The following is a 22,703-nucleotide window of genomic DNA, read 5'->3' as shown; positions in this document are numbered from 1 at the left end:
ACCCCTCAATCAGCGTCTTTTGCATGCAATCAGCCGGAGCTGTGACCGTCGTTACATCGGGCTGTGCGGGAAAAGTAGGCCTCAGCTGCTCGTGCTGTCAATGGCCCGTGGGCTCATTGCATACAACCTGCCGCGTTGTTACCGTGCGGAGCATCATGAGTGACCGCACCGGGCTGCGGGAGGCCGACAACGGCCACGCCGCCGACCACGCCTACCGGCTGATCCGGGACCAGATCCTGTCCGGGCAGCGGTCGGCCGGCGAGTGGCTCCGTGAGGGCGAGCTGGCCGAGTCGGTCGGGGTGAGCCGGACGCCGGTCCGCGAGGCGCTCCGGCGGCTCACCGCCGAGGGACTGGTCCGCCACGAACGCAACCGCGGCGTACAGGTCCAGGCCTGGAGCATCCACGACCTCGACGAGATCTTCGGCCTGCGGTCCGTGCTCGAGCCCTGGGGCTGCCGACTGGCGGCCGTCACCGGCACCGTCGACGTGGCCGCGCTCGACGCGCTGGCCCACCGGATGGACGAGGTCGCGCCGGGCGGACGACCGACCGACGTGGACGAACTCACCGAGCTGAACAACCAGTTCCACCGGATGATCCTCGAGGCGTCCGACAACAGCCGCCTGGCCGGCGTCGTCTCCTCGGTGATCCAGATGCCGCTCGTCTGGCGGACCTTCTCCCACTACAGCCCCGAGGCCCTGCGCCGCAGCCTGGCTCACCACCACGAGCTGGTGGCGGCACTCACCGCCGCCGACCCCGACTGGGCCGAATCGGTCATGCGCAGCCACGTACGGGCGGCATGGCATTCCATCCGCCCGGATCACGACCTGTGACGTGGCGTAGGCCGCCTGTGTCAGGTTCGGGGCCGTGGTGATTCGCCCGATGGGGATGAGGCCGGATCACCCTCCGTCCTAGCAGGCTGTTCAGGTACCAGTTCGCTCAACGAAGCGATGTGATGCGTACCAGCCGTTCGACGGTGATCTGGCCGGAGAGGGGAATCAGGTGGAATACGAGGATTTCGTTGATGCAGTGGCCACGCGAGCAGAGGTTTCGACCGATCAGGCGGCCACACTGACCGGCGTGACGTTGGAGACGTTGGCGGATCGGATCAGCGCCGGCCAGGCCGAGGACCTCGCCTATCAGCTTCCGGATCGACTTGCCGATCACCTGAGCAGACCGCTCGGAGGGGAAATGGCCGCCGCGTTCGGGCTCGACGAATTCGTGCAGCGGGTGGGGGATCGTCCGGGGGTCGACCGTGCGGTCGCCGGTGCCGGGGTCCGCGCGGTGCTCACCACCCTCCGTGAGGCCGTGACCCGAGACGAGTTCGAGAACGCCATGGACCAACTTCCCGAGGAGTTCTCGCAGGTGATCGAACCGGTGGGCGCCGGTGGCGGGCGGCGCCGCGGCTCGTAGCGCGTTGGGGTGAGATTCGGCTGCGGGGGAAGACCTCCGACCACACGCGGCCCGGCGCTGACGATGTCACCGAGGCATCATGCGAGGTGCTCACGTGAGGGTCCCTCCTGGTCGTTGCGGTGACGAGCCACATCGAGCAGGCGGCCGAGCGCTGCGCGGGTCCGGCCGGTGGTGGTGGCGAGGGCACCGAGCGGGTCGGCGTGCCGGCGGCTGGCGAGGTCCTCGTAGACCGCGAGCAGGTCGGCCTCGAATCCGTCTGCGGTCGCACCGCGGGCCTGGGCCAGCTCGGCGAGCCGCCCCTCGATGTAGCGGCCCACCATCACCTGGTAGGCGCCGGCGCTGGGCATGTCGTGGAACTCCGCCACCATGTCGTCGACCTGCCGGCCCGTCCGGTGCAGGACGGACGACGTGATGCCGTGCCGGCGTACCTCGGGGGTTGCCTCGTCGGAGATGCGGATGACGACCTCGTCCGGGCCGTTGATCTCGTCCGATCCGGTGTCGCTGTTCCAGCGGGCCGTGACGGCAAAGCCGTCGTCGCGCCGGGACAGTTCGAGGGGCCGGTCGGGCCCGGCGTGGAGGGGCTGCTTCTGGGACATGCGTTCCTGTCCTTCCGGCGGCTTTGTGGGCGCCTGTTCCGGGCCGCGGTGGCGGCTGCGTGTCACACCTCTTGTTCCGCCCGGGTCAGGGTGTCGGGGCGGCGCTCAGGACACTGCCGAAGAAGACCATGAGGGTGAAGAGGATCATCGGGCCCACGAAGACGTAACCCAGGACGAGACCGGCGACCGCCATGCCGTGCCCCGACCGCGCGCCGTCGCGGGTCTCGCGCAGGGCCAGGTGACCGAGGACGACGGCGAGCAGGCAGGGCAGGCCGAACAGGCACCAGCCGCCGAGCACGCCGAGGATCCCGAGCACCAGCGATGCCGTCGCCATGCCCGAGGTCAGGACGGGCCGTGCCAGCGGCAGCGGCAGGCCCCGCGGGTCCGGATAGGGCGTGGCCGACATCGGACCGTAGGCACCGGCAGGCCCGGACACCGGCGGGTAGGGCCGGGGGACGGCGGACACCGGCGGGTACGGGCCGGTGACCGCGGGCAGCGGCGGCTGCGGGCGGGTGGGGTCGAGGCCGGGCTGCGGGTAGGTCATCGGTGGGGTTCCGTTCTTCCGTCGAGGTGGGTGAGCAGGGCGCTCACCTCGGTGTGCAGGCGACGCAGCTCGGCGGCCGTCGGCGCCAGCTCGTAGCAGTGGTGGTGGGCGGCGGCGGACAGGGCCGCCCAGGCGAAGGCGACCCGTCGGGCCACGGCAGGGCCGGGCCCGAACCGGCCGCGCAGCATCAGCTGTTTCGACCGGCCCTGCCGGCAGGCGGCCACCACCGGACGGGTCCGCCGCCAGTAGGCGTCGATCCCGCCTTCGAGGGCGAGCCGGATCAGGCAGGCGCACGCCCGCGGCCACCAGCCGGCGGCCACCGCGGCCGTGCCGAGCGGGCCGGACCCGCGCAACATCTGGTCGGCCGCCGCCAGGCAGCGCCGGGGCGCCGGCGCGGTCACGACCGGACCTCCGCGCCGTGTCCGGGCGTGGGCGGTGGCAGCGCCGCCACCAGGTGCCGGGCGTCGGAGACCAGCCCGGGCAGGTCGGACAGGTACGCCCCGTGCACGCCCTCCTTGCACGCCTTGTACGCGCCCACCGCCCGCGACCCGTGCCGGCGACCCAGGTACCCGAGGACGTCACCGCCCCGGTCGGCGTCGTCGAACAGCGCCAGCGCGACGGTGGTGGTGAGCCGCCGGGACGCGGCCACGACCGCCGCCTCGATGTCGTCGTGCGGCACACCCCGGGCCACCCGCCGCCGCCACACGATCCGGTGGCAGGCCGCCTCGATCGCCGAGCGACACAGCTCCGCCACCACCGGCCCGCGCACCTCCGACGCGATCTCCTCGGCGCGCGCGAGGGCGTGCGCGTCGTCCAGGTAGCGGGTCACCGGGTCGGAGCCGGGCCGCAGGGTCACCACCGACCGCTCCGCGCGCGTCACCTCGATGATGCGGGACCGGCCGAGGTCGAGGCGCGCGAGGGCGTCGGGCAGCCGGGTGTCGTGGGTGAACACCACAACCTGCCGCTGTTCGGCCAGTTCGGCGAGCACCCGGGCCAGCCCGTCCACCTTGGCCGGGTCCATGCTCTGCACCGGGTCGTCCACCACGACGAACCGGAACGGGCTCTCCGGCGCGCAGCCGCGCGGCAGGAACGTCGCCAGCCCGAGGGCGTGCATCTCGCCCTGGCTCATCACCCCGAGGGCGGTGCCGTTGTCCGCGCCGTCCACGCTGACCGGGATGACCACCCGCCGCCGGGTGTTCGAACCGGCCAGGGTCATCGCACCCAGCTCGACGTTGCTCTCCTGCCGCAGCCGCTCCCAGATCCGCTGCGAGTGCTCCGCGAACGGCGCCACCCGCTGGTTGCGCAGCTCCGCCCCGGTCGCCTTCAGCCACGCCCGCGCGGCCTTCACCCGGGCGAGGGCGCGTTCCCGCTCCGGCAGCGTCCCGGCCGACGCGATCCAGGCCCGCAGCTCACCGGCCACCGTCTGCCAGCCGGTGTCGCGCCGGCGGAGCAGCCCCTTCGCGTACGCCCGCGCGGTCTCCGCCGCGACGAACACCGCCGGGTACCGGGCGGTCAGGTGGTCGGCCAGCTCCTCCGGCCCGCCCGGCGCCAGCCGCAGCGCCGCCACCGCCGCGTGCAGGTCGTCGACCGGCACCCCGTCGGCGTCGCCGGCGGGCACGTCCAGGTCGTCGATCAGGTAGTGCGCCCGCTGCAGCAGCGCGGTCAGCCGGGACGCGGCGGCCTGGGCGGCGAGGGTCCGGTCCCGCAGCTCGACCAGGGACGCCGCCGCGCGGGTCCGCCAGTCGCCGTCGAGGCGGCCCGTCGCGCAGACCGGGCACGACCCGTCACCCCGGTCGTCGTGGTGCTCGATGGCCAGCCGGAGCAACTCCGCGCTGCGCAGCGACGCCCGCGACCGGCCGCCGTCGTGCCGGCGCGCCTGCGCGGCGGCCTCCCGCAGCTGCCCGGCGAGGCGGGTCACCTCCTCGGCGTCGGGCAGCTGCATGTCCCCCAGCCGCCGGCAGAGCAGCACCGCCTCGTCGACGGTGGGCTCCTCCGGCTCGTCGAGGATCGCGGTCAACGCCGCCAGGTCGGGACGGTTCGCGCCGAGCAGTGCCGCTGCCCGCCGGGCCCGGTCGTCGTCGATCCCGGCGAGGGTGGCGGCGAGGGCGGCGCGCTGTCCGCGTACCTCCTTGATGGTGGTGTCGACGGGGCGGGCGGCGGCCATCAGGCGGCGGTCGGCGTCGGTGATCGCCTCCAGGCCGAGGATCGCGGAGATGGCGTCGAAGAGCTGGCTCTGCGTGCCGGCGGTGAGCCGGCCCAGCTCGGCGGCGGTGAGGAACGGCCGGTACAGCTCCAACGGCCGGGCCAGCCCCAGGTCGGCGAGATCCCGGTGCGTGCCGTGTGCGCTGGTGACCGCCACCTCGGCGTCGCCCAGCTCCGCGTCCGACGGCCAGGAACGGATTACCCGCGTGGGCGTCGCGACCCCGTCGACGCGCAGCTCGACGGCGATCCGGCACGGGTCGCCGGCGTGCAGGTTGCGCCACCCCGTACGCCACACGCTGTTGCGGTCCGCCCAGCGCGCGCTGTCTCCGGTGAGCGCCAGTTCCACGGCCTCGGCGAAGCTGGACTTGCCGGAGCCGTTGCGTCCGACCACCACGGTCAGCCCGGGGCCGGGCTCGATGGCGAGGGTGCGCTCCGGGCCGACGCCGCGGAAACCGGTGACGGTGACCGAGGAGAGCCAGATCCGCTCCCGCGGCTCGTCCGCCGCGGTGCGCTGCGGCTCCAGTGCGGTCGGCGCGCCGGCGAGCGCCGCGGCCAGGTCGGCCTCGCCGGTCAGCGCGGCGAGGACCACCTCGGCGGTGTCATCGGGTACGCGGTCGGCGGCGAGCCGGTCGAAGATCAGCTCGACCAGGGGTTCGGTGTGGTTCATCAGGCGACCTCCTGGGGAGGGCAGGGGAGTTGGCGTGGCCCGGCTGGGGCCGGTTCGCTGGCGGTGGTGGTGCGACGACGCTGTGCGGGTGCCGTCGGTGCGGTGATCGGCGGTCAGGCCGGCAGTGCACCGGGACGATCGGGGCGGCCCAGCCAGGTGCGGGCCGGTGGAGTGCCCCGGTGAGCGATCGGCTCGATCGTCGGTGCGGCGGCCGGTGGTCCGACCGGTTGGCGCGGGCGGAGTCCCGGACCGGCCCAGAAGGGTTGTGCGACGGTCATCGTCTTCTCCTCCAGGCGCGTGGTGTCCGCGGGTCGACGACTCGTCGACCCGCCCGACGGGGTGGTGAGACGTTGCCGGGGTGTGGCGCTCTGTCGGTGCCGGCATCAGCCGGGACGCGCGACGCCTTCCTCAGAACTCGGCGACGTCGGTAACGGCGGCGGTCAGCTTGTCCCCGGAGCGCTTGGTGCTCGCCATCTCCTCCTCCTGCACGGAGGCGGAGTCACCGGTCACCTCGAAGGTGTTGATGATCGGGTCCTCGGCGCCCTTCACCTGATAGGTCACCTCGTACGTCTTGGACGGGTCGAGCCCGCTGCCGGTGTAGGTCACGTCGATCCGGTAGGTGACATTGCAACCGGCGCTACCGAAGCACTGCTTGCGCAGGATCTTCACCTTGAGCGTGAAGTCGCTCTTCGCCGGCGTGTCGTAGAGCGGAAGGGCGGGGGCCGTCGACGCCGGCGCGGTCGTCGGCGCCGACGTCGTGGGCGCCGCGCTGGACGGACCGGCCGTCGTGACGCTCGGCGTGGTCGACGACGCCGTGTCGGCGGCCGGCTCGGCATCGCCGTTGCTCAGCGCGGCGATCCCGATCCCACCGCAGCACAGCGCGATGACGAGGGCGATGCCGCCGACGATCCAGGCCAGGGCGTGGGAGCGCTTGGCGGGAACGGTCGGGCCGGGCGAGCCGACGACCGTGGGGTTCTGCGGCTGGGCGGCGAACGGGGGAGCCGGGGTACCGGGCGGCGTCGGCGCCGACTGCGGCGGAATGGCGGCCTGGTCGTCAGGCTGATCGGGCGGCATGGGCTGGGTCGGGTCGGACATGACGTCTCCTCTGGGAACAGTGGGTGGGGACAGGAGAGGGGCGGGGCGGGCGGTGGCGCCCGCCCCGGGTGAGTGGTGGATCAGGTGAGGGAGACGGTCACGCCGCCGGAGAACGGCGAGTCGTGCAGCTCGAGCTTGGCGAGCTTGACGTTCTTCGGGATGTCGAAGACGACTACACCGGTGACCTGGTTGCCGGGGTTGATGTCGTTGAGGAACGTCTCGGCGTTCTTGTTGGCGTAGAGCGCGGCGGAGCCGTCGGCCGAGTACTCGGTGCCGTTGGCGCCGTACGCCTTCTGGCTGCTGCCGTCGAACATCTGCGACTCCTTGCCGATGTTCTTGACGTTGAGGGTGACCAGGCAGAACTGGCCCTGCGCCTGGGTGCCGAGCATCGACGTGCCGACCTTGCTGACACCGCACTTGGCCGACTTGACGGTGAACTCGAACTTGCCGTCGCGGGCCGGCTGACCGACCTTCGCGGTCTTCGGCTTGTCCTCGTTCTTGCCGGAACCGGCCTTCTTGCCGGCGTCGGCCGCGGCCGCCTCGGTGCCGGTCTCGGCCGTGCCGCTGCTGGCGTCGTCGGTGCTGCCGGCGCCGCACCCCAGGGCGACGAGGGCGCCGGCGATCAGGGCGAGCGTGGTGGTCTTGCGCATCGTTTTCCTCCTGCTGTGAACGTGGCGGCGTCAATGAGAGCATCATCTGTGAACGCTGTCAACAAGCATGATGCTTGACAGGTGTGACACACTCCGAACGTGCAGGAGACACCGACCATCACCGCAGCGGAGATCGCCCGGCTCGCCGGTGTCGGCCGGGCCGCCGTCAGCAACTGGCGCAAACGGCACGGCGACTTCCCCGAACCGGTCGGTGGCAGCGCGACCAGCCCCGAGTTCGACCTGGCGCAGGTCGAGCAGTGGCTCCGCGGCCAGGGCAAGCTGCCCGAGGTGTCCCGCGCCGACCGGCTCTGGCGCCACCTCACCGCAGGGCGAGAGAACCCGGCGACGGCCCTCGCCGCCGTCGGCGAACACCTGCTCGCGCGCCGGCGCGGCGAGCGATCCAGCCGCGCCGACGACCAGCTGGCGGGCCTGCTCCCCGAGGTCGACGCCCTCGCCGACGAACTCGGCCCGCAGGGCGCGTTCGACGAGCTGTGGCAGCGCTTCTCCGCACCCGGCCCGGGTCGCCCCTTCGCCACCCCCGACGACCTCGCCGACCTCATGGTCGGGCTCGCCGGCGTCGGCGGCGGCACCGTCCTCGACCCGGCCGCCGGCACCGGCGCCACCCTCCGCGCCGCCGTCCGCGCCGGCGGCACCGCCGCCTACGGGCAGGAACTCGACGAGGACCTCGCCCGCCTCGCCGGGTTGTGGCTCGTCCTCCGCGCGGTCCCCGGAGAGGTACGCCCCGGCGACTCCCTGCGCACCGACGCCTTCCCCGGCCACACCGTCGACGCCGTCGTCTGCCACCCACCGTTCGGCATCACCAACTGGGGCCTCGACGAACTCGGCTACGACCCGCGCTGGGAGTACGGCGTCCCGCCGCGTACCGAACCCGAGCTGGCCTGGGTGCAGCACGCCCTGGCCCACCTGCGCCCCGGCGGGCACGCCGTCCTGCTCATGCCGCCCACCGCCGCCGGCCGCCGCGGCGCCCGCCGCATCCGCGCCGAACTGCTGCGCCGCGGCGCACTGCGCGCGGTCGTCGCGCTCCCGGCCGGGGCGGCCGCGCCGCACGGCGTACCCCTGCATTTGTGGGTGCTGCGGCGGCCCCGGCCGACGCGCCCGCACCCGCGCGGGCGCTGCTCGTCGACGCCGCCGACGGCGACCTCGCCGCCCTCGCCCCACGGGTCCTCGCGACCTGGCGGGCCTTCACCTCCGTGCCCGACGCCGACCTCGAGGAGGCCGGCTTCGCCCGCGCCGTCCCCGTCATCGAGCTGCTCGACGAGGAGGTCGACCTCACCCCCGCGCGCCGCCAACCCGCCGTCGGGGGCGAGGCGACGGGAGAGCATCTGGTACGCACACGGGAGCGGCTGGCCGCCATCGTCGGGGAGCTGCCGGCGCTGATGCCGCAGGTCACGCCTGAACCGGACGGGGCTGCTGCGCCGCTGACCCTGTCGATCGCCGAACTGGCGCGCACCGGGGCGCTGCAACTGATCGGTCCGGTGCGGTCAGTTGCGCGCCCAAGCGCGCAACCTGAGCAACCTGTCGAGCTGCCGGTGCTGTCCGCGCGGAATGTGGTGGAGGGGACGGATCCATCTCCGCACGGAGAATCGGTGCCCGGCCAGGCTGTCAAGCTGCTACCCGGCGACGTCGTGGTGCCGATAACCGCGCGTCAGCTCACCGTGCGTGTCATCGAGAAAGAAGACGCTCTGCTCGGGCCGAACATGTATCTGCTGCGCCCCAACCCCGACGCGCTCGATCCGTGGTTCCTTGCGGGGCACCTTCGCACGTCGGGCAACGAGAGGCAGGCATCGAGCCTCTCGGGCACGCTGCGCTTCGACATCCGGCGGGCCCAGATACGCCGGTTGCCGCTGAAGGAGCAGCGGGCGTACGGGGACGCGTTCCGACGGCTCGCGGCGTTCGAGGTTGCCGTCCGCGAGGCAGCCTCGTTGGGCTCCGAGCTGGTTCGAGTCACCGCCGATGGCTTGGCACAAGGAGTCGTACGTCCGCCCGATGGTCCTTGATCACTTTGGCCGAGTGGGGGAGTCCAACGATGCAGCGGCTACCTCCATACTAGTTGCCTTAAGGAAACCTAAAGGAAGCGCTGTAACGGCTCGACGTCGACGCGGGCCACCCGTGCTGAGCGATCAGGGCGATTGACGGATGGCAACGGTTAGTGGGAGATGTAGGGGTGGCCGTGGACCTGGAGCTGGTGGCGAACCGATTTCGCCTGCTCGACGCACTCGGCAGAGGCAACATGGGGGAGGTTCACCGAGCCGAGGACATGCAGGCGCCCGAAGGGTCGCCGGACCGGGTCGTCGCGGTCAAGCTGATCCTGCGGAGCCGATCGGGCGGGATCATTGACTCGACCGCCGACAGCCAGGCGGTCCAACGATTCGAGCGTGAGGCCCGCATCATGCGTCGGCTGACCCACCCGAACTTGCCGCGGTCGGTCGCTGGCGGCGTCGACTCCTCCGGTCTGCCGTACATCGCCATGGAGTTCCTCGACGGCGAGACGCTGCGCGACCTGGTCTCCGAGCAGCCGCAGCTGCCGATCCCCTGGGTCGCCGCGATCGGCGCCCAGATCGCCGACGCTCTCGCCGCGGCACACACCACCGGCGTCATCCACCGCGACCTGAAGCCGTCGAATGTGATGCTGTTGCAGGGTGGACTCGTCAAGGTCCTCGACTTCGGCATGGGTCGGATCGTCGACGCCGACGAGGCCGAGCGGCTGACCAGCACCGGCGTCACGGTGGGCACCGCACGCTACATGGCTCCGGAACAGTTCCGGGCCTCGTCGGTCACCCAGGCCGCCGACCTGTACGCCCTGGGCTGCGTCCTGTTCGAACTGCTCACCGGGGTGCCGCCTTTTCACAGCGGATCGGCGCACGAGGTGGGACAGAAACACCTGGAGGAGCCCCCGCCACCGGTGCGGGTGCTGCGTTCGGACGTGCCGCGGAACCTCGAACGGCTCGTCGAGCGGCTGCTCGCCAAGGACCCGGCGGAGCGGCCGGACGATGCGGTGGCGGTCCGGGAGGCGCTGTTGCCACTGGTGCAGGGGGAGGAGAAGGTCCCCGGCTGGGAGGACTTCAACCCGGTCCGCCACTTCCGCACCGCCCACACCATCGGCGCGGCATCCGCTCGGCCGGCGGATCCGGCCTCGGTGCCGCCGTCCCGCCCGGCTCCGGGGATGGACGTCTTCGAGGTGCACCAGCAGCTCCTCAGCGACTACCGGGCCTTCACCGAGGGCGGCACCATCATCCGCGACGAGCGGATCGCCGACTTCGTGGAGCGGGATCTCGACGCAAAGTCGCAGTGGCCCGACCCGTGGCTGTCGCTGAACCCGTTCTTCGCCTCCGGCGGCAGCATGCTCGAACTCGTCAGCGAGGGGGTGCTGCACCCGGAGTGCGCGCGCATCTTCCAGGCGAACAAGACGGAGGGCGGCACGGCCTGCGACGGGCGACCGCTGACCCTGCACCGGCACCAGCGCGAGGCGATCGAGAAGGCGCAGTCCGGCGTCTCCTACGTCCTGACCACCGGCACCGGCTCCGGCAAGTCCCTGTCGTACATCGTGCCGATCGTCGACAAGGTGCTCAAGGCGCGGGAACGGGAAGGCGCCAAGGCCGCGAAGCGGGTCCGGGCGATCATCGTCTATCCGATGAACGCCCTGGCCAACAGCCAGCTCAAGGAACTCGACAAGTACCTCTGCGACGGGTACGGGACGGGCCGCGAGCCAGTGACCTACGCCCGGTACACCGGGCAGGAGAGCGACGAGCGGCGCAAGGAGATCCGTGACAACCCGCCGGACATCCTGCTCACCAACTACGTGATGCTCGAGCTGATGCTCACCCGCCCGGACGACCGCCGGTCGCTGATCAAGATGGCCCGGGGGCTGGAGTTCCTCGTCTTCGACGAGTTGCATACCTACCGTGGCCGCCAGGGCGCCGACGTGGCCCTGCTGATCCGCCGGGTGCGTGAGGCTTGCCAAGCGGAGCAGGTGCAGTGCATCGGGACCTCCGCCACGATGTCCACCGAGGGCAGCCTCGACGATCAGCGGGCGGCGGTGGCCCGGGTGGCCACAACCTTGTTCGGCACCCCGGTGGGTAGCCAGAACGTGATCGGGGAGACGCTGATCCGGGCCACCGGGGCGACACCCGACAGCGTGGCCGTGGGGAGGTTGCGGGCACCCGGCGCACCCCGCGCCTACGCCGAGCTGGTGAACGATCCGCTGGCGCGCTGGATCGAAGCCCGTTTCGGGCTCGCCACCGAGCCGGTGAGCGGCCAGCTGGTGCGGCAGAAGCCCGCCAAGATCGAGGACGCCGCGTTAGAGCTGGCCCGGCAGAGCGGCCTGACCGCCGCGGAGTGCGGGCAGGCCATCCGGGCCACGCTCAAGGCCGGGTCGGAAGCGCGGCATCCGGTCACCGAGCGTCCCCTGTTCGCCTTCCGGCTGCACCAGTTCCTCGCCAAGGGTGACACCGTGTACGTCACCCTCGAAGACGGAGTCACTCGACACCTCACCCGCGAATACCAGCTGGTCCTGCCCGGCTCCGACGGCAAGATCCTGCTGCCGCTAGCCTTCTGCCGGGAGTGCGGCCAGGAGTACCTGACGGTGTGGCGATCCGAGAACAACGGCAAGGTCGTCTACGCGCCGCGCCGGGACACCGCCGCCACCGGCGGCCGCGGCGACGACGGCTACCTCTACGTCGACTCGGACCGCCCCTGGCCGGCCGACGAGGATGAGGCGATCAAGGCCCGCCGGATCCCCGAATCGTGGCTGGAGGTTGACGCCGGCGGTCGTGAGGTGGTCCGCAGTTCCCATCGGCAGCGCTTGCCTCAGGCGATCACCGTCAACCCGCAGGGCTGGGAAGGCCATGGCGACCTGAAGGCGGCTTTCATCCCATCGCCGTTCCTGTTCTGCCTGCACTGCGGCGTCAGTTACGAGCAGACCCGGGGGAAGGACTTCGCCAAGCTCGCGACCCTCGACCAGGAGGGCCGCTCCTCGGCGACGTCGCTGGTGTCGGCGTCGATCGTGCGGTCGCTGATGCAGGCGCCGCCGGAGGCGTTGAACAAGAAGGCGCGCAAGCTGCTCACCTTCGTGGACAATCGGCAGGACGCGTCGCTCCAGGCCGGCCACTTCAACGACTTCGTGCAGGTCACTCAGCTTCGCGGCGCCCTGTACCAGGCCGTCGTCGAAGCGGGCGACGCCGGTATCACCCACGAGGACCTCGCCGCGCGGGTCACCGCCGCGCTCGGACTGGGCCTCGGCGACTATGCGCGGGAGGCGGACCTGCCGCCGTCGTTGGCCAATCTGGCGGCGAAGACGCTCCGGGACGTCGTCGCGTTCCGGCTGTATCTCGACCTGGAACGCGGCTGGCGCATCACCATGCCCAACCTGGAGCAGACCGGCCTGCTGAGGATCGACTACCAGGATCTGACCTGGCTCGCGGAGAAGCAGGAGCGCTGGTCCGGCACGCACGAGAAACTCCGCGAGGCGGAGCCCGACGAGCGCGCCAGGATCATGCGGGTGCTGCTGGACGAGATGCGCCGGGCTTTGGCGATCGACGTGCAGTACTTCCGCGACGACTTCGACTCGCTCCAGCGGGCCAGTGAGGAACGCCTCGTCGACCCGTGGGTGCTGTCCGTCGGTGACAAGCCCAAGGTCGGGGCGGCCTACCCCCAGCCGTCCGGGCGGGGTCTGGACCGGTCGAACCTGTTCCTGTCCGGGCGGGGGAAGGTCGGCAAGTACCTGCGCCGGGTGCACTTCCCGGACCTGTCGTGGACCGACGCCCAGGAGGTGATCGCCGACCTGCTGGAGGTGCTCAAGCGGGGCGGACAGGTCACCGAGGTCCTCCAGGTGCCGGAGCGCGCCGGTCGCTTCCGGCGTTCGGCCGGCACGCCCGTCACGGGCTATCAGGTCTCGGCGGGCGCACTCATCTGGCGTGCCGGGACGGGGGAGACCGGCGGGCACGACCCGCTGATCCGGACGTACGCCAGCGGCGACGGACCGCGGGTCAACACATTCTTCCGGGACCTGTACAAGACGGCGGCGGGAACCCTCGCCGGCCTGACCGCGCGGGAGCACACGGCGCAGGTCGATCCGATGGAGCGGGAGCGGCGTGAGGAGGCGTTCCGCAAGGCGGAGCTGAAGCTGCTCTACTGCTCGCCGACGATGGAGCTCGGCGTCGACATCTCCGAGCTCAACGCCGTCATGATGCGCAACGTCCCACCGACCCCGGCGAACTACGCACAGCGCAGCGGTCGCGCCGGGCGTTCGGGGCAGCCGGCGCTGGTCACCACCTACTGCGCCACCGGCAACAGCCACGACCAGTACTACTTCCGCCGCTCCGAACGAATGGTCGCCGGGGCGGTGGCGCCGCCTCGACTGGACCTGGCCAACGAGGACCTGGTGCGCTCGCACGTACACGCCGTCTGGCTGGCCGAGGCGGGCCTGAAGCTGGGCCGGGCCATCCCCGAGACCATCGACATCAGCTACCTGGAGGACAGCCGCCGCCCCAACCCGGCGCTGGAGTTGCACAGTCACATCGTCGCCGCACTGGCGGACACGCAGGCGCAGAATCGGGCAGGCAAAGCGGCCCGCGCGGTCTTCGCTGAACTGCTGCGGGAGTTCGAGAAGTCGACGTGGTGGGACGAGAACTGGATCGAGGACACCGTCCGGACCACGCCGGAGCGGTTCGACCGCGCGTTCGATCGCTGGCGAGACCTGTTCCGCGCGGCGCTCGTCGACCAGGCCGAGCAGAACCGCCGCGTCCTCGACCACACCCTCTCCGAGCGGGACCGGCGGATCGCCGTCGGTCGCCGTAAGGAAGCCGAGACCCAGCTCAACCTGCTCAAGAACGAGACGGTCGAGAGCCGGTCGGTGCTGTCGGACTTCAACCCGTACCGCTACCTGGCCAGTGAGGGCTTCCTGCCGGGGTACTCGTTTCCGCGCCTGCCGCTGGCCGCTTACGTGCCGACCACGGGACGCAGGGCGGGGGAGGGCGATTACCTTCAGCGCCCCCGCTTCCTCGCGATCCGGGAGTTCGGGCCGGGTGCGCTCATCTACCACGAGGGTGCCCGCTATCAGGTCACCCGGATCCAGTTGCCGCCGGACGCGGCAGGCGAGGTGGTGACGAGCCAGGCCCGGCGGTGCACGAGTTGCGGCTACCATCACGATGCCCGGGGCGGGGCGGTCCGCTGCGAGATGTGCGGCGAGAAGCTCGGCGACACCACCTACGGCCTGCTGCACCTGCACACCGTCTACACCAAGCGTCGGGAACGGATCTCCTCGGACGAGGAGGAGCGGCGCCGGGCGGGGTTCCGGCTGGTGACGTCGTACCGCTTCCAGGACCATGGCGCCCGGGCCGGCCGGCAGGACGCGGTGGTGTCCGACGGCGAAGACGGAATCGCCACCCTCTCGCACGGCGATTCGGCGACCGTCCGCATCACCAACATCGGCCGGGTCCGCGCCAAGCAGGACGAGCCCGACGGCTTCTGGCTCGACCCCGCGGACGGGCGGTGGATGAACGAACGTGACGCCGGCGAGGCGTCCGGCGACTCCAGCGAGATGCCCGTCGTCGACGCTGACGGGAGCGAGAGGCGGCGCAAGAAGCGGGTCATCCCGTACGTCGAGGACCGCCGGAACATCCTCGTGCTCAAGCTCGATGAGCCGGTGGAACACGACGTCGCGCTCACCCTGATGTACGCGCTCGAACGCGGCATCGAGGCGGCTTTCGAACTGGAGGACTCGGAACTCACCACCGAGCTGCTCCCGCCGGACGAAGGCCCCCGCGACAGGATGCTCTTCACCGAGGCGGCAGAGGGTGGTGCCGGCGTACTGCGGCTCATGCAGTCGGACCCGGCGGCTCTCGCCCGCGCCGCCGTCGCGGCGCTGGATATCTGCCACTTCGAGGCGGACGGCACCGACCGGGGCGGACCGCACAAGGACCGGCCTTGCGCTTGGGGCTGCTACGAGTGCCTGCTGACCTACGGCAACCAGCTCAACCACCACTCGATCAACCGGCACCTGGTCCGTGACCTGCTTCTGCGGTTCGCCGGTGCGGCTGCCCGGACCACCGGGGAGGGCGAGTCCCGGACGGAGCAGTTGGCCCGCCTCACCGAGCGGTCGGACACCAAGTTGGAGGGGAAGCTGATCGCCTGGCTGAAGGAGCACGGGCTCCGGCTGCCGGACGACGCGCAGGCCTTCGTCACCGAGGCGCTGGCCCGTCCCGACTACGTCTACCGGCTGCCCGGGGCGAACGTCGCCGTGTTCGTCGACGGGCCGGTCCACGAGCACGAGGCGGTCGCCGAACGCGACCGCGAGGCGGAGGAACGCCTGTTCGACATGGGCTGGGACGTCGTGCGATTCCCGCATGACGCCGACTGGTCCGCCATCGCCACCAAGAACAAGCGCTACTTCGGTACCGGCGCCAGCGCCTGACCACCCGACCGCCACTCACGACGACGACGCGAGGAACCGCTTAATGACCACCTTCAGCGCCGGAACGCTGGTCTCCGCCCGGGGCCGCGACTGGGTCGTGCTGCCCGAGAGCGCCCCCGACATGCTGGTCCTGCGACCGCTGGGCGGCGCCGACGACGACATCGCCGCGGTCTTCCCCGCCTTCGAGCAGGTCAAGAGCGCCGAGTTCGCCCCGCCCACCCCGTCCGACCTCGGTGACGCGTACGCGGCGAGCCTGCTCCGCTCGGCGCTGCGGATCGGCTTCCGGTCCGGCGCCGGCCCGTTCCGCTCGCTCGCCGGGATCGCCGTCGAGCCGCGCGCCTACCAGCTCGTGCCGCTGCTGATGGCGCTGCGGCAGCGGACCGTGCGGATGCTGATCTCCGACGACGTCGGTATCGGTAAGACTGTCGAGGCGGGCCTGATCGCCAGCGAGTTGCTGGCCCAGGGGAGCGCGACCAAACTCGCTGTGCTCTGCGCGCCGGCGCTGGCCGAGCAGTGGCAGGCGGAGCTGCGCAGCAAGTTCGGCATCGACGCCGAGCTGGTCCTCGCCTCCACGGTGTCCAGGCTGGAGCGGGGGCTGGATCTGGGCCAGTCGCTCTTCGACAAGCACCCGCACGTGATCGTCTCCATGGACTTCATCAAGTCCACCCGGCACCGCGACGACTTCGTCCGCCACTGCCCGGATTTGGTGATCGTGGACGAGGCACACACCTGCGTGGCCGCCGACGACAACACCTCGGCCCAGAATCAGCTTCGCTTCGAGCTGCTGCAGCGCGTCGCCGCCGACGAGGAGCGGCACCTGCTGCTAGTGACGGCGACGCCGCACAGCGGCAAGGAGAGCGCCTTCCGCAACCTGCTCGGCCTGGTCCGGCCGGAACTCGCCTCCGTCGACCTCGGCTCGGAGGCGGGCCGCCGGCTGCTCGCCCAGCACTTCGTGCACCGCAAGCGCGCCGATGTCCGCCAGTACCTCACCCGCAGCGACGGCCTGGCCGACGACAGCCTCGCCGAACAGACCGCGTTCCCCTCCGACCGGGAGTTCAAGGACGAGACCTACAAGCTCACCCCGGCCTACCGGGCGCTGCTCGACGACGCCATCGCGTACGCCAGTGAGCGGGTGACCGCCGCGGACAGCCGAGGCCGGCGGGAGGCCCGGATCGCCTGGTGGTCGGCGATCGCGCTGCTTCGCTCCCTGGTCTCCTCGCCGCGCGCCGCCGCGCAGACCCTGCGCACCCGCTCGGCAACCGCGACCGCGGTCACCGCCGAGGAGGCCGACCGGCTCGGCACCCCACTGATCAGCGACTTCTCGGACACCGACGCCCTCGAAGGGCTGGACGTCGCCCCGGGTGCGGAGGCCGGCGGCGTCGAGGTCGACGCGGGCGCGCGACTCGCGGAACTCGCCGCCCGGGCGGCCGAGTTGGAGGGGCCGGCCGAGGACAAGAAGCTGGCCGCGCTGGTCAAGCACCTCAAGGACCTGCTCAAGGCGGGCTACCACCCGATCGTCTTCTGCCGCTACATCCCCACAGCCGAGTACGTCGCCGAGCACCTGGAAGGGGCGCTCGGCAAGAAGACCGTGGTCCGCGCCGTCACCGGCACACTCTCCCCCCAGCAGCGCATCCAGCGCATCGAGGACCTGGCGAAGGACGCGGGCGACGACCCCGCCGCCCGCCGGGTCCTGATCGCCACCGACTGCCTTTCCGAGGGCGTCAACCTCCAGCACCACTTCGACGCCGTCGTCCACTACGACCTCGCCTGGAACCCCACCCGCCACGACCAGCGGGAAGGCCGGGTCGACCGGTACGGCCAGAAGCGGGACGTGGTCCGGGTCATCACCCTCTGGGGCAGCGACAACGGCATCGACGGCAAGGTCCTCGATGTCCTCATCCGCAAGCACCGGCAGATCCGCAAGGACCTCGGCATCTCCGTCTCCGTGCCGGACGCCGCCTCCCAGGCCGTGACCGACGCGATCGTCGAGTGGCTGCTGCTGCGGGGGCAGGAGCAGGAACAGGGCAGCCTCTTCGATGCCGAGGAGTACCGCGCCATCGACAAAAAGGCCGCCGCGTTGGCGACCGAGTGGCAGTCCGCGGCCGAGAAGGAGAAGACGTCCCGGTCCCGGTTCGCCCAGCAGAGCATTCGACCGGACGAGGTGGCCCGGGAAGTCGCCGCGATCCGCGACACGCTCGGCCGCGCCGCCGAGATCCGCGACTTCGTACGCCAGTCACTCCGCGCGCTCGACGGCGTGCTGCGCGACGAGCCGGGCGGGACGGGCGACTTCACCGCCGACGTGAGCGGCACCCCCGCCGGGCTCCGCGACGCCCTCGCCCCCGTGCTCGGCGGAGATGTCGACCTGGGCCGCCCGGTTCCGTTCCGGACCACGGCCGCCGTCGCGCGCGGCCAGGCCGCCCTGGTCCGCACCGACCCGGCGGTGGTGGCGCTCGCCGGGTACGTCCTCAACGCCGCCCTGGACGGCCAGATCAGCGGGCCGCGCCCGGCCCGCCGCTGCGGCGTCATCCGGACCCGGGCCGTCGCCGGCCGCACCACGTTGCTGCTGGTCCGCTACCGCATTCATCTCACCCTGCCGTCGAGGACCGGAAACCGGCAGCTCGTCGCCGAGGACGCGCGGCTGCTCGCCTTCGCCGGTGCACCCGCGAACGCCACCTGGTTGCCCACCGAGGACGCGCTGAAGCTGCTCGACGTGACCGCCGACGAGAACACCGATCCGGACTTCGGCGAGCGCACGATGAGCCGGATCCTCGACGGGCTGCCCGAGGTGACCGACCACCTTGAGGCGTACGGGGAGGAACTGGCCGCCGAATTGCTCGCCTCGCACCGCCGGGTGCGCAGCGCCGCCGGCGAGATCGTCCGCGGCCTGACCGTCACCGCGCAGAGGCCCGCCGACATCCTCGGCGCCTACGTCTACCTGCCCGCTTCCACCCCCGTCGCCGCCGGAGGCAACGCCTGATGTCCGCCACCGCCCGCAACCAGGTCTTCTCCTCCGTTCACACTATCGGCGGGCTGATCCCCGCCGACATGCTGGTCCGGATCTCCGAGGGCAAGGACGTCAGCGGCTCCAAGCCCGCCGACTACCGGGTGATCGGCTCCCGGTCGGTCCGCGACGACGCCGAACGCCACTGGGACTACCTCAAGTCGGTCTGGAAGGAGCTGCGCGACCGGCTGCCCGTCGCCCCGGAGGCCGAGACCCCCGCCGACTCGACCGGCCTGGCGGTCACCCAGTGGCTGGAGCCGCTCTTCGCGGAGCTGGGCTTTGGCCGGCTGACCGCGCTCGGCGCCACCGGCATCACGTCGGACGACGGCGGCAAGACGTTCGCGATCAGCCACCGCTGGAATCACCTGCCGATCCACCTGGCCCCGTGGAACGCGGCGCTGGACAAGCGACCCGCCGGCGCCGGCAGCGTGCCGCCGCAGTCGCTGGTGCAGGAGTGCCTGAACCGGTCCGAGGCGCACCTGTGGGGGGTGCTCACCAACGGCCGGCAGCTGCGGCTGCTGCGCGACTCCAGCGCGCTGGCTACCGCCGCGTACGTCGAGTTCGACCTGGAGGCGATCTTCGACGGCGAGTTGTTCAGCGAGTTCGTGCTGCTGTATCGGCTGCTGCACGTCTCCCGCTTCGAGGTTGCCGAGGGTGCCGCGCCGTCTACGTGCTGGCTGGAGAGGTGGCGCACTGAGGCGATCACCGCTGGCACCCGGGCGCTTGACCAGCTCCGCAAGGGTGTCCAGGAAGCGATCACGGCGCTCGGCACCGGCTTTCTGCGCCACCCCGACAACGCCGCGCTGCGGGAGAACGTCGACCCGCAGGCCCTGCACAACGCCCTGCTGCGCCTGGTCTACCGGCTGCTCTTCCTCTTCGTCGCCGAGGACCGCGACGCGCTGCACCACCCCGACGCCGACGAGCAGGCCCGCGAACGGTACGCCGCCTACTTTTCGTCCGCCCGGCTGCGGACGCAGGCGCGGCGCCGCCGGGGTACGACGCACAGCGACCTCTACCAAGCGCTGCGGATCGTCCTCGACGCGCTCGGCGACGAGAACGGCCGCCCGGAGCTGGGCCTGCCCGGCCTCGGCGGCCTCTTCGACTACGACGAGGTTGCAGACAAGCCGCTGGACGGCCTCACGCTGTCCAACGACTACCTGCTGACGGCAGTCCGGCACCTGTCGCTGGTGCGGGATGCGGGCTCGCGACGCTGGCGGTCGGTCGACTACCGCAACCTGGACGCCGAGGAGATGGGCTCGATCTACGAGTCCCTGCTGGAGCTGGTGCCGAAGCGCAGCGCCGTGGACCGCACGTTCGAGCTGGTCGAACTCGCCGGCAACACCCGCAAAACCACCGGCTCCTACTACACCCCGTCCTCGCTGATCGACTGTTTGCTCGACTCGGCGCTCGACCCCGTGATCGACGACGCGGTCAAGCGCGGCGAGCAGGCCGCCAGCGCGGCCGGGCAGCCCGACCCGAGCGACGCGATCGTCAACGAACTGCTGTCGCTCACCGTCTGCGACCCGGCCTGCGGCTCCGGCCACTTTCTCGTCGCGGCGGCCCGCCGGATCGCCAAGCGGGTCGCCGCGGTCCGCGAACGCAACCCCGAGCCGACCGTCGACGCCGTCCGCCACGCCCTGCACGAGGTCGTTGCGCGGTGCATCTACGGCGTTGACCTCAACCCGATGGCCGCCGAGCTGGCCAAGGTGTCCCTGTGGGTAGAGGCCCTGGAGCCGGGTAAGCCGTTGAGCTTCCTCGACGCGCACGTCAAGTGCGGCAACGGCCTCATCGGTGCCACGCCCGCGCAGCTTAGGCAAGGTATCCCAGACGTGGCGTTCAAGCCAATCGAGGGCGACGACAAGAAGTACGCCAAGGCGCTCGAGAAGCAGAACGCCAAGCAGCGGGAGGGGCAGGGGAGCCTTTTCGACGTGGATGAAGGGGCGAGGGTCGCGAACATTGTCTTCGCCCAGGACCTGCGCCGGATCACGGCGGCCCCCGCCAGCACCCTCGGCGATGTCCGCCGACAGGCGTCCGCCTACCGCACCTGGAAGACATCCGCCGAGTACGCCCGCGCCCTGTATGTTGCCGACGCCTGGTGCGCCGCCTTTATGTGGAAGAAGACGGCGGACGCGCCGGCCGCCGTCACCCACGATGTCTTCCGCGCCTTCGAGGACCCGGAGGCATCGGCCGCTCCGCAGGCGACCCACGACGAGATTGCGCGGCTGCGCGAACAGTACCGCTTTTTCCACTGGCACCTGGAGTTTCCCGAGGTCTTCGAGGTGCCAGAGCACGACGCGGGCATCGACCCGGCGACAGGCTGGGCTGGCGGATTCGACTGCGTCCTGGGCAACCCTCCCTGGGAGCACCTCGAACTCAAGGAGCAGGAGTTCTTCTCGGCGCGCGCACCCGAGATCGCCGAAGCGGCGGGCGCGAGGCGCAAGAAGCTAATCGACGGGCTTCCCACCGCAAATCCGTTGCTGCACGAGGCATACGAGGCCGCGAAGCGCCACATCGACGGAACGCGCCACTTTGCCAGCAACTCGGGCGTCTTTCCGCTATGCGGGCGCGGCCGAATAAAGACGGATCCGGTTTTCGCCGAACAGGGCCGAAAGTTGACCGACCCCTACGGCCGGATGGGAATGATCCTCCCGACGGGCATTGCGACGGACGCCACCACCCAGTTCTTCTTCAAGGATCTCGTGGTCAACGGCTCGATCGCAGCGCTCTACGACTTCGAGAACGCGGCGCCTCTATTCCCTGGCGTCCATCGTTCATTCAAGTTCAGCATCGTCTCTCTGGCTGGACGGGCACTGCATGAACCGGCCGCGAAGTTTGCCTTCTTCCTCCATGACCCGGCCGAACTAGGCGACGTCGACAAAGCATTCACTCTTACACCCGAAGAGATTGCCCTGCTTAATCCCAACACTGGCACGTGCCCCGTCTTCCGCTCTCGCCGTGACGCCGAGATCACCCTTGGCATCTACCGTCGAGTGTCAGTCCTTTTCAAGGAGGGCGACCCTAAGGGCAATCCATGGGGCGTGTCGTTTATGCAGGGAATCTTCAACATGACCAGCGACTCGCACCTCTTCCACATGCGGGAGGAACTCGAATCCAGCGGCTGGGTCCTCCACGGCAATGTCTTCACCAAGGGCTCCGCGAAAATGCTCCCGCTGTACGAAGCAAAGATGCTCCACCACTACGACCATCGCTGGGCCACCTATACGGATAACGGCACGATCCGCGACCTGACCCTTCAGGAAAAACAAGATCCGACGAGTGTAGCCCTACCGCGGTATTGGATCAGGAAGGTTGAAGTGGACCGAGTCCTGGCGGGCAGGGGTTGGCCTCGGGGTTGGATTCTTGGTTTCCGGAAAATCTGTCGAGCCACCGATGAGCGCACAGCGATTGCCTACGCCTTTCCGTCTGGTGGACTCGGCGACTCTGGAAACATCATCCTACCAACTGCCGGCGACTCTCCGGCCGCACCGTATGCGAATGCCAGCGCCTTAGTTCTTGATTACGTCCTCCGGCAGAAACTTGGCGGGACAAACCTGAACTTCTTCCAGTTCGAGCAACTGCCGTTCCTAAAGCCGGAAGAGGTCAAACCACATATCGGGTTCATTAGCATTCGGGTTATAGAGCTAGTCTATTCCGCCTCCGACATGGCTCCCTTTGCCCACGATTTAGGCGACTCTGGATCACCGTTCCGTTGGGACGAAGAGCGCCGGATGGTAATAAGGGCAGAGTTGGACGCCCTGTTCTTCCATCTATACGGAATCTCCCGTGATGATGTGGGCTACATCATGGAGACCTTCCCGATCGTCAAGCGAAAGGACGAGACAAAGTACGGCACGTACCGGACCAAGGAGCTAATACTCGCGGAGTACGACCGAATGGCCGCTGCCGGCATCAGTCTGACCAGCCCGCTGGCTGAAGGCAAGAATTACATTTCGACTCTCACTCCGCCACCCGGGCACGGTCCCCGTTCCTCGGCGGCGAAGTCTGAGTCGAAAGTGGACATCAGTCGGCAAGATTGAGGACGGCTTTGGAACGCGAGTCAGTAAAGGTAGCTTCCCAGCACTCGGGCCTGTCGGTGTGGGGCGATGT

13 protein-coding genes are annotated in these 22,703 nt (G+C 70.5%); 7 read left to right on the top strand and 6 right to left on the bottom strand.

Annotation, left to right across the window (positions count from 1 at the left end):
- Positions 1-155: 155 nt before the first annotated feature.
- Positions 156-830, top strand: coding sequence for a GntR family transcriptional regulator (locus CO540_RS04910; protein ID WP_172967788.1), 675 nt, complete (start codon positions 156-158; stop codon positions 828-830).
- A gap of 169 nt (positions 831-999) precedes the next feature.
- Positions 1,000-1,410 (top strand): DUF2267 domain-containing protein, encoded by a 411-nt coding sequence (locus tag CO540_RS04905; RefSeq protein ID WP_099161092.1) that lies wholly within the window; start codon positions 1,000-1,002, stop codon positions 1,408-1,410.
- A gap of 77 nt (positions 1,411-1,487) precedes the next feature.
- Here the strand turns inward: CO540_RS04905 and CO540_RS04900 are convergent, their stop codons facing one another.
- The 6 genes from CO540_RS04900 to CO540_RS04875 all read right to left on the bottom strand — a co-directional run bounded on the left by CO540_RS04900 (position 1,488) and on the right by CO540_RS04875 (position 7,164).
- Positions 1,488-2,006 carry a hypothetical protein gene (locus tag CO540_RS04900; protein ID WP_099161091.1) on the bottom strand — a complete coding sequence of 173 codons (519 nt, stop codon included), beginning with the start codon at positions 2,004-2,006 and terminating at the stop codon, positions 1,488-1,490.
- An 85-nt stretch (positions 2,007-2,091) separates the two neighbouring features.
- The gene (locus CO540_RS04895) at positions 2,092-2,550 is read right to left on the bottom strand and encodes a DUF4190 domain-containing protein (RefSeq protein ID WP_099161090.1); all 459 of its coding nucleotides are present in this window, start codon (positions 2,548-2,550) and stop codon (positions 2,092-2,094) included.
- Complete coding sequence (locus CO540_RS04890) at positions 2,547-2,951, bottom strand: hypothetical protein (protein ID WP_099161089.1); 405 nt, start codon at positions 2,949-2,951, stop codon at positions 2,547-2,549. Before CO540_RS04890 ends, CO540_RS04895 begins: the two co-directional genes overlap by 4 nt.
- Positions 2,948-5,419 carry an AAA family ATPase gene (locus CO540_RS04885; RefSeq protein WP_172967787.1) on the bottom strand — a complete coding sequence of 824 codons (2,472 nt, stop codon included), beginning with the start codon at positions 5,417-5,419 and terminating at the stop codon, positions 2,948-2,950. Before CO540_RS04885 ends, CO540_RS04890 begins: the two co-directional genes overlap by 4 nt.
- 408 nt (positions 5,420-5,827) lie before the next feature.
- Entirely contained in the window at positions 5,828-6,514 is a 687-nt protein-coding gene (locus tag CO540_RS30295; RefSeq protein WP_172967786.1) for a hypothetical protein, read from the bottom strand.
- 80 nt (positions 6,515-6,594) lie between these two features.
- Positions 6,595-7,164, bottom strand: a complete 570-nt coding sequence (locus CO540_RS04875) for a DUF4352 domain-containing protein (protein WP_099161087.1) — start codon at positions 7,162-7,164, stop codon at positions 6,595-6,597.
- Between the two features lie 99 nt (positions 7,165-7,263).
- On the opposite strand from CO540_RS04875, the gene CO540_RS04870 reads away from it, so the two are divergent.
- The 5 genes from CO540_RS04870 (at position 7,264) to CO540_RS04855 (ending at position 22,633) form a co-directional block, all read left to right on the top strand.
- A complete protein-coding gene (locus CO540_RS04870) occupies positions 7,264-8,562 on the top strand; it encodes an N-6 DNA methylase (RefSeq protein ID WP_253866470.1) in 1,299 nt (432 codons plus the stop codon).
- The gene (locus CO540_RS30775; protein WP_253866468.1) at positions 8,562-9,182 is read left to right on the top strand and encodes a hypothetical protein; all 621 of its coding nucleotides are present in this window, start codon (positions 8,562-8,564) and stop codon (positions 9,180-9,182) included. The genes CO540_RS04870 and CO540_RS30775 overlap by 1 nt, the downstream gene beginning before the upstream one ends.
- Before the next feature lie 152 nt (positions 9,183-9,334).
- On the top strand, positions 9,335-15,595 hold the full coding sequence (locus CO540_RS04865) for a protein kinase (RefSeq protein WP_371682271.1): 6,261 nt from the start codon (positions 9,335-9,337) through the stop codon (positions 15,593-15,595).
- Between the two features lie 43 nt (positions 15,596-15,638).
- Entirely contained in the window at positions 15,639-18,572 is a 2,934-nt protein-coding gene (locus tag CO540_RS04860; protein ID WP_099161085.1) for a DEAD/DEAH box helicase, read from the top strand.
- Positions 18,572-22,633 (top strand): Eco57I restriction-modification methylase domain-containing protein, encoded by a 4,062-nt coding sequence (locus CO540_RS04855; RefSeq protein WP_099161084.1) that lies wholly within the window; start codon positions 18,572-18,574, stop codon positions 22,631-22,633. The genes CO540_RS04860 and CO540_RS04855 overlap by 1 nt, the downstream gene beginning before the upstream one ends.
- Positions 22,634-22,703 lie beyond the last annotated feature (70 nt).

This window comes from Micromonospora sp. WMMA2032, from assembly GCF_002688545.1.
GTDB lineage: Bacteria > Actinomycetota > Actinomycetes > Mycobacteriales > Micromonosporaceae > Micromonospora > Micromonospora sediminicola.
Note: the sequence above shows the minus strand (reverse complement) of the source record. Positions and strands in the feature narration are given on the sequence as shown.

Excerpts from the sequence above, each read along its gene's own strand:
- CO540_RS04900 (WP_099161091.1), bottom strand. The coding sequence starts at position 2,006 with ATGTCCCAGAAGCAGCCCCTCCACGCCGGGCCCGACCGGCCCCTCGAA.
- CO540_RS30775 (WP_253866468.1), top strand. The coding sequence starts at position 8,562 with ATGCCGCAGGTCACGCCTGAACCGGACGGGGCTGCTGCGCCGCTGACC.
- CO540_RS04860 (WP_099161085.1), top strand. The coding sequence starts at position 15,639 with ATGACCACCTTCAGCGCCGGAACGCTGGTCTCCGCCCGGGGCCGCGAC.
- CO540_RS04855 (WP_099161084.1), top strand. The coding sequence starts at position 18,572 with ATGTCCGCCACCGCCCGCAACCAGGTCTTCTCCTCCGTTCACACTATC.
- CO540_RS04875 (WP_099161087.1), bottom strand. The coding sequence starts at position 7,164 with ATGCGCAAGACCACCACGCTCGCCCTGATCGCCGGCGCCCTCGTCGCC.
- CO540_RS04885 (WP_172967787.1), bottom strand. The coding sequence starts at position 5,419 with ATGAACCACACCGAACCCCTGGTCGAGCTGATCTTCGACCGGCTCGCC.
- CO540_RS30295 (WP_172967786.1), bottom strand. The coding sequence starts at position 6,514 with ATGTCCGACCCGACCCAGCCCATGCCGCCCGATCAGCCTGACGACCAG.
- CO540_RS04910 (WP_172967788.1), top strand. The coding sequence starts at position 156 with ATGAGTGACCGCACCGGGCTGCGGGAGGCCGACAACGGCCACGCCGCC.
- CO540_RS04895 (WP_099161090.1), bottom strand. The coding sequence starts at position 2,550 with ATGACCTACCCGCAGCCCGGCCTCGACCCCACCCGCCCGCAGCCGCCG.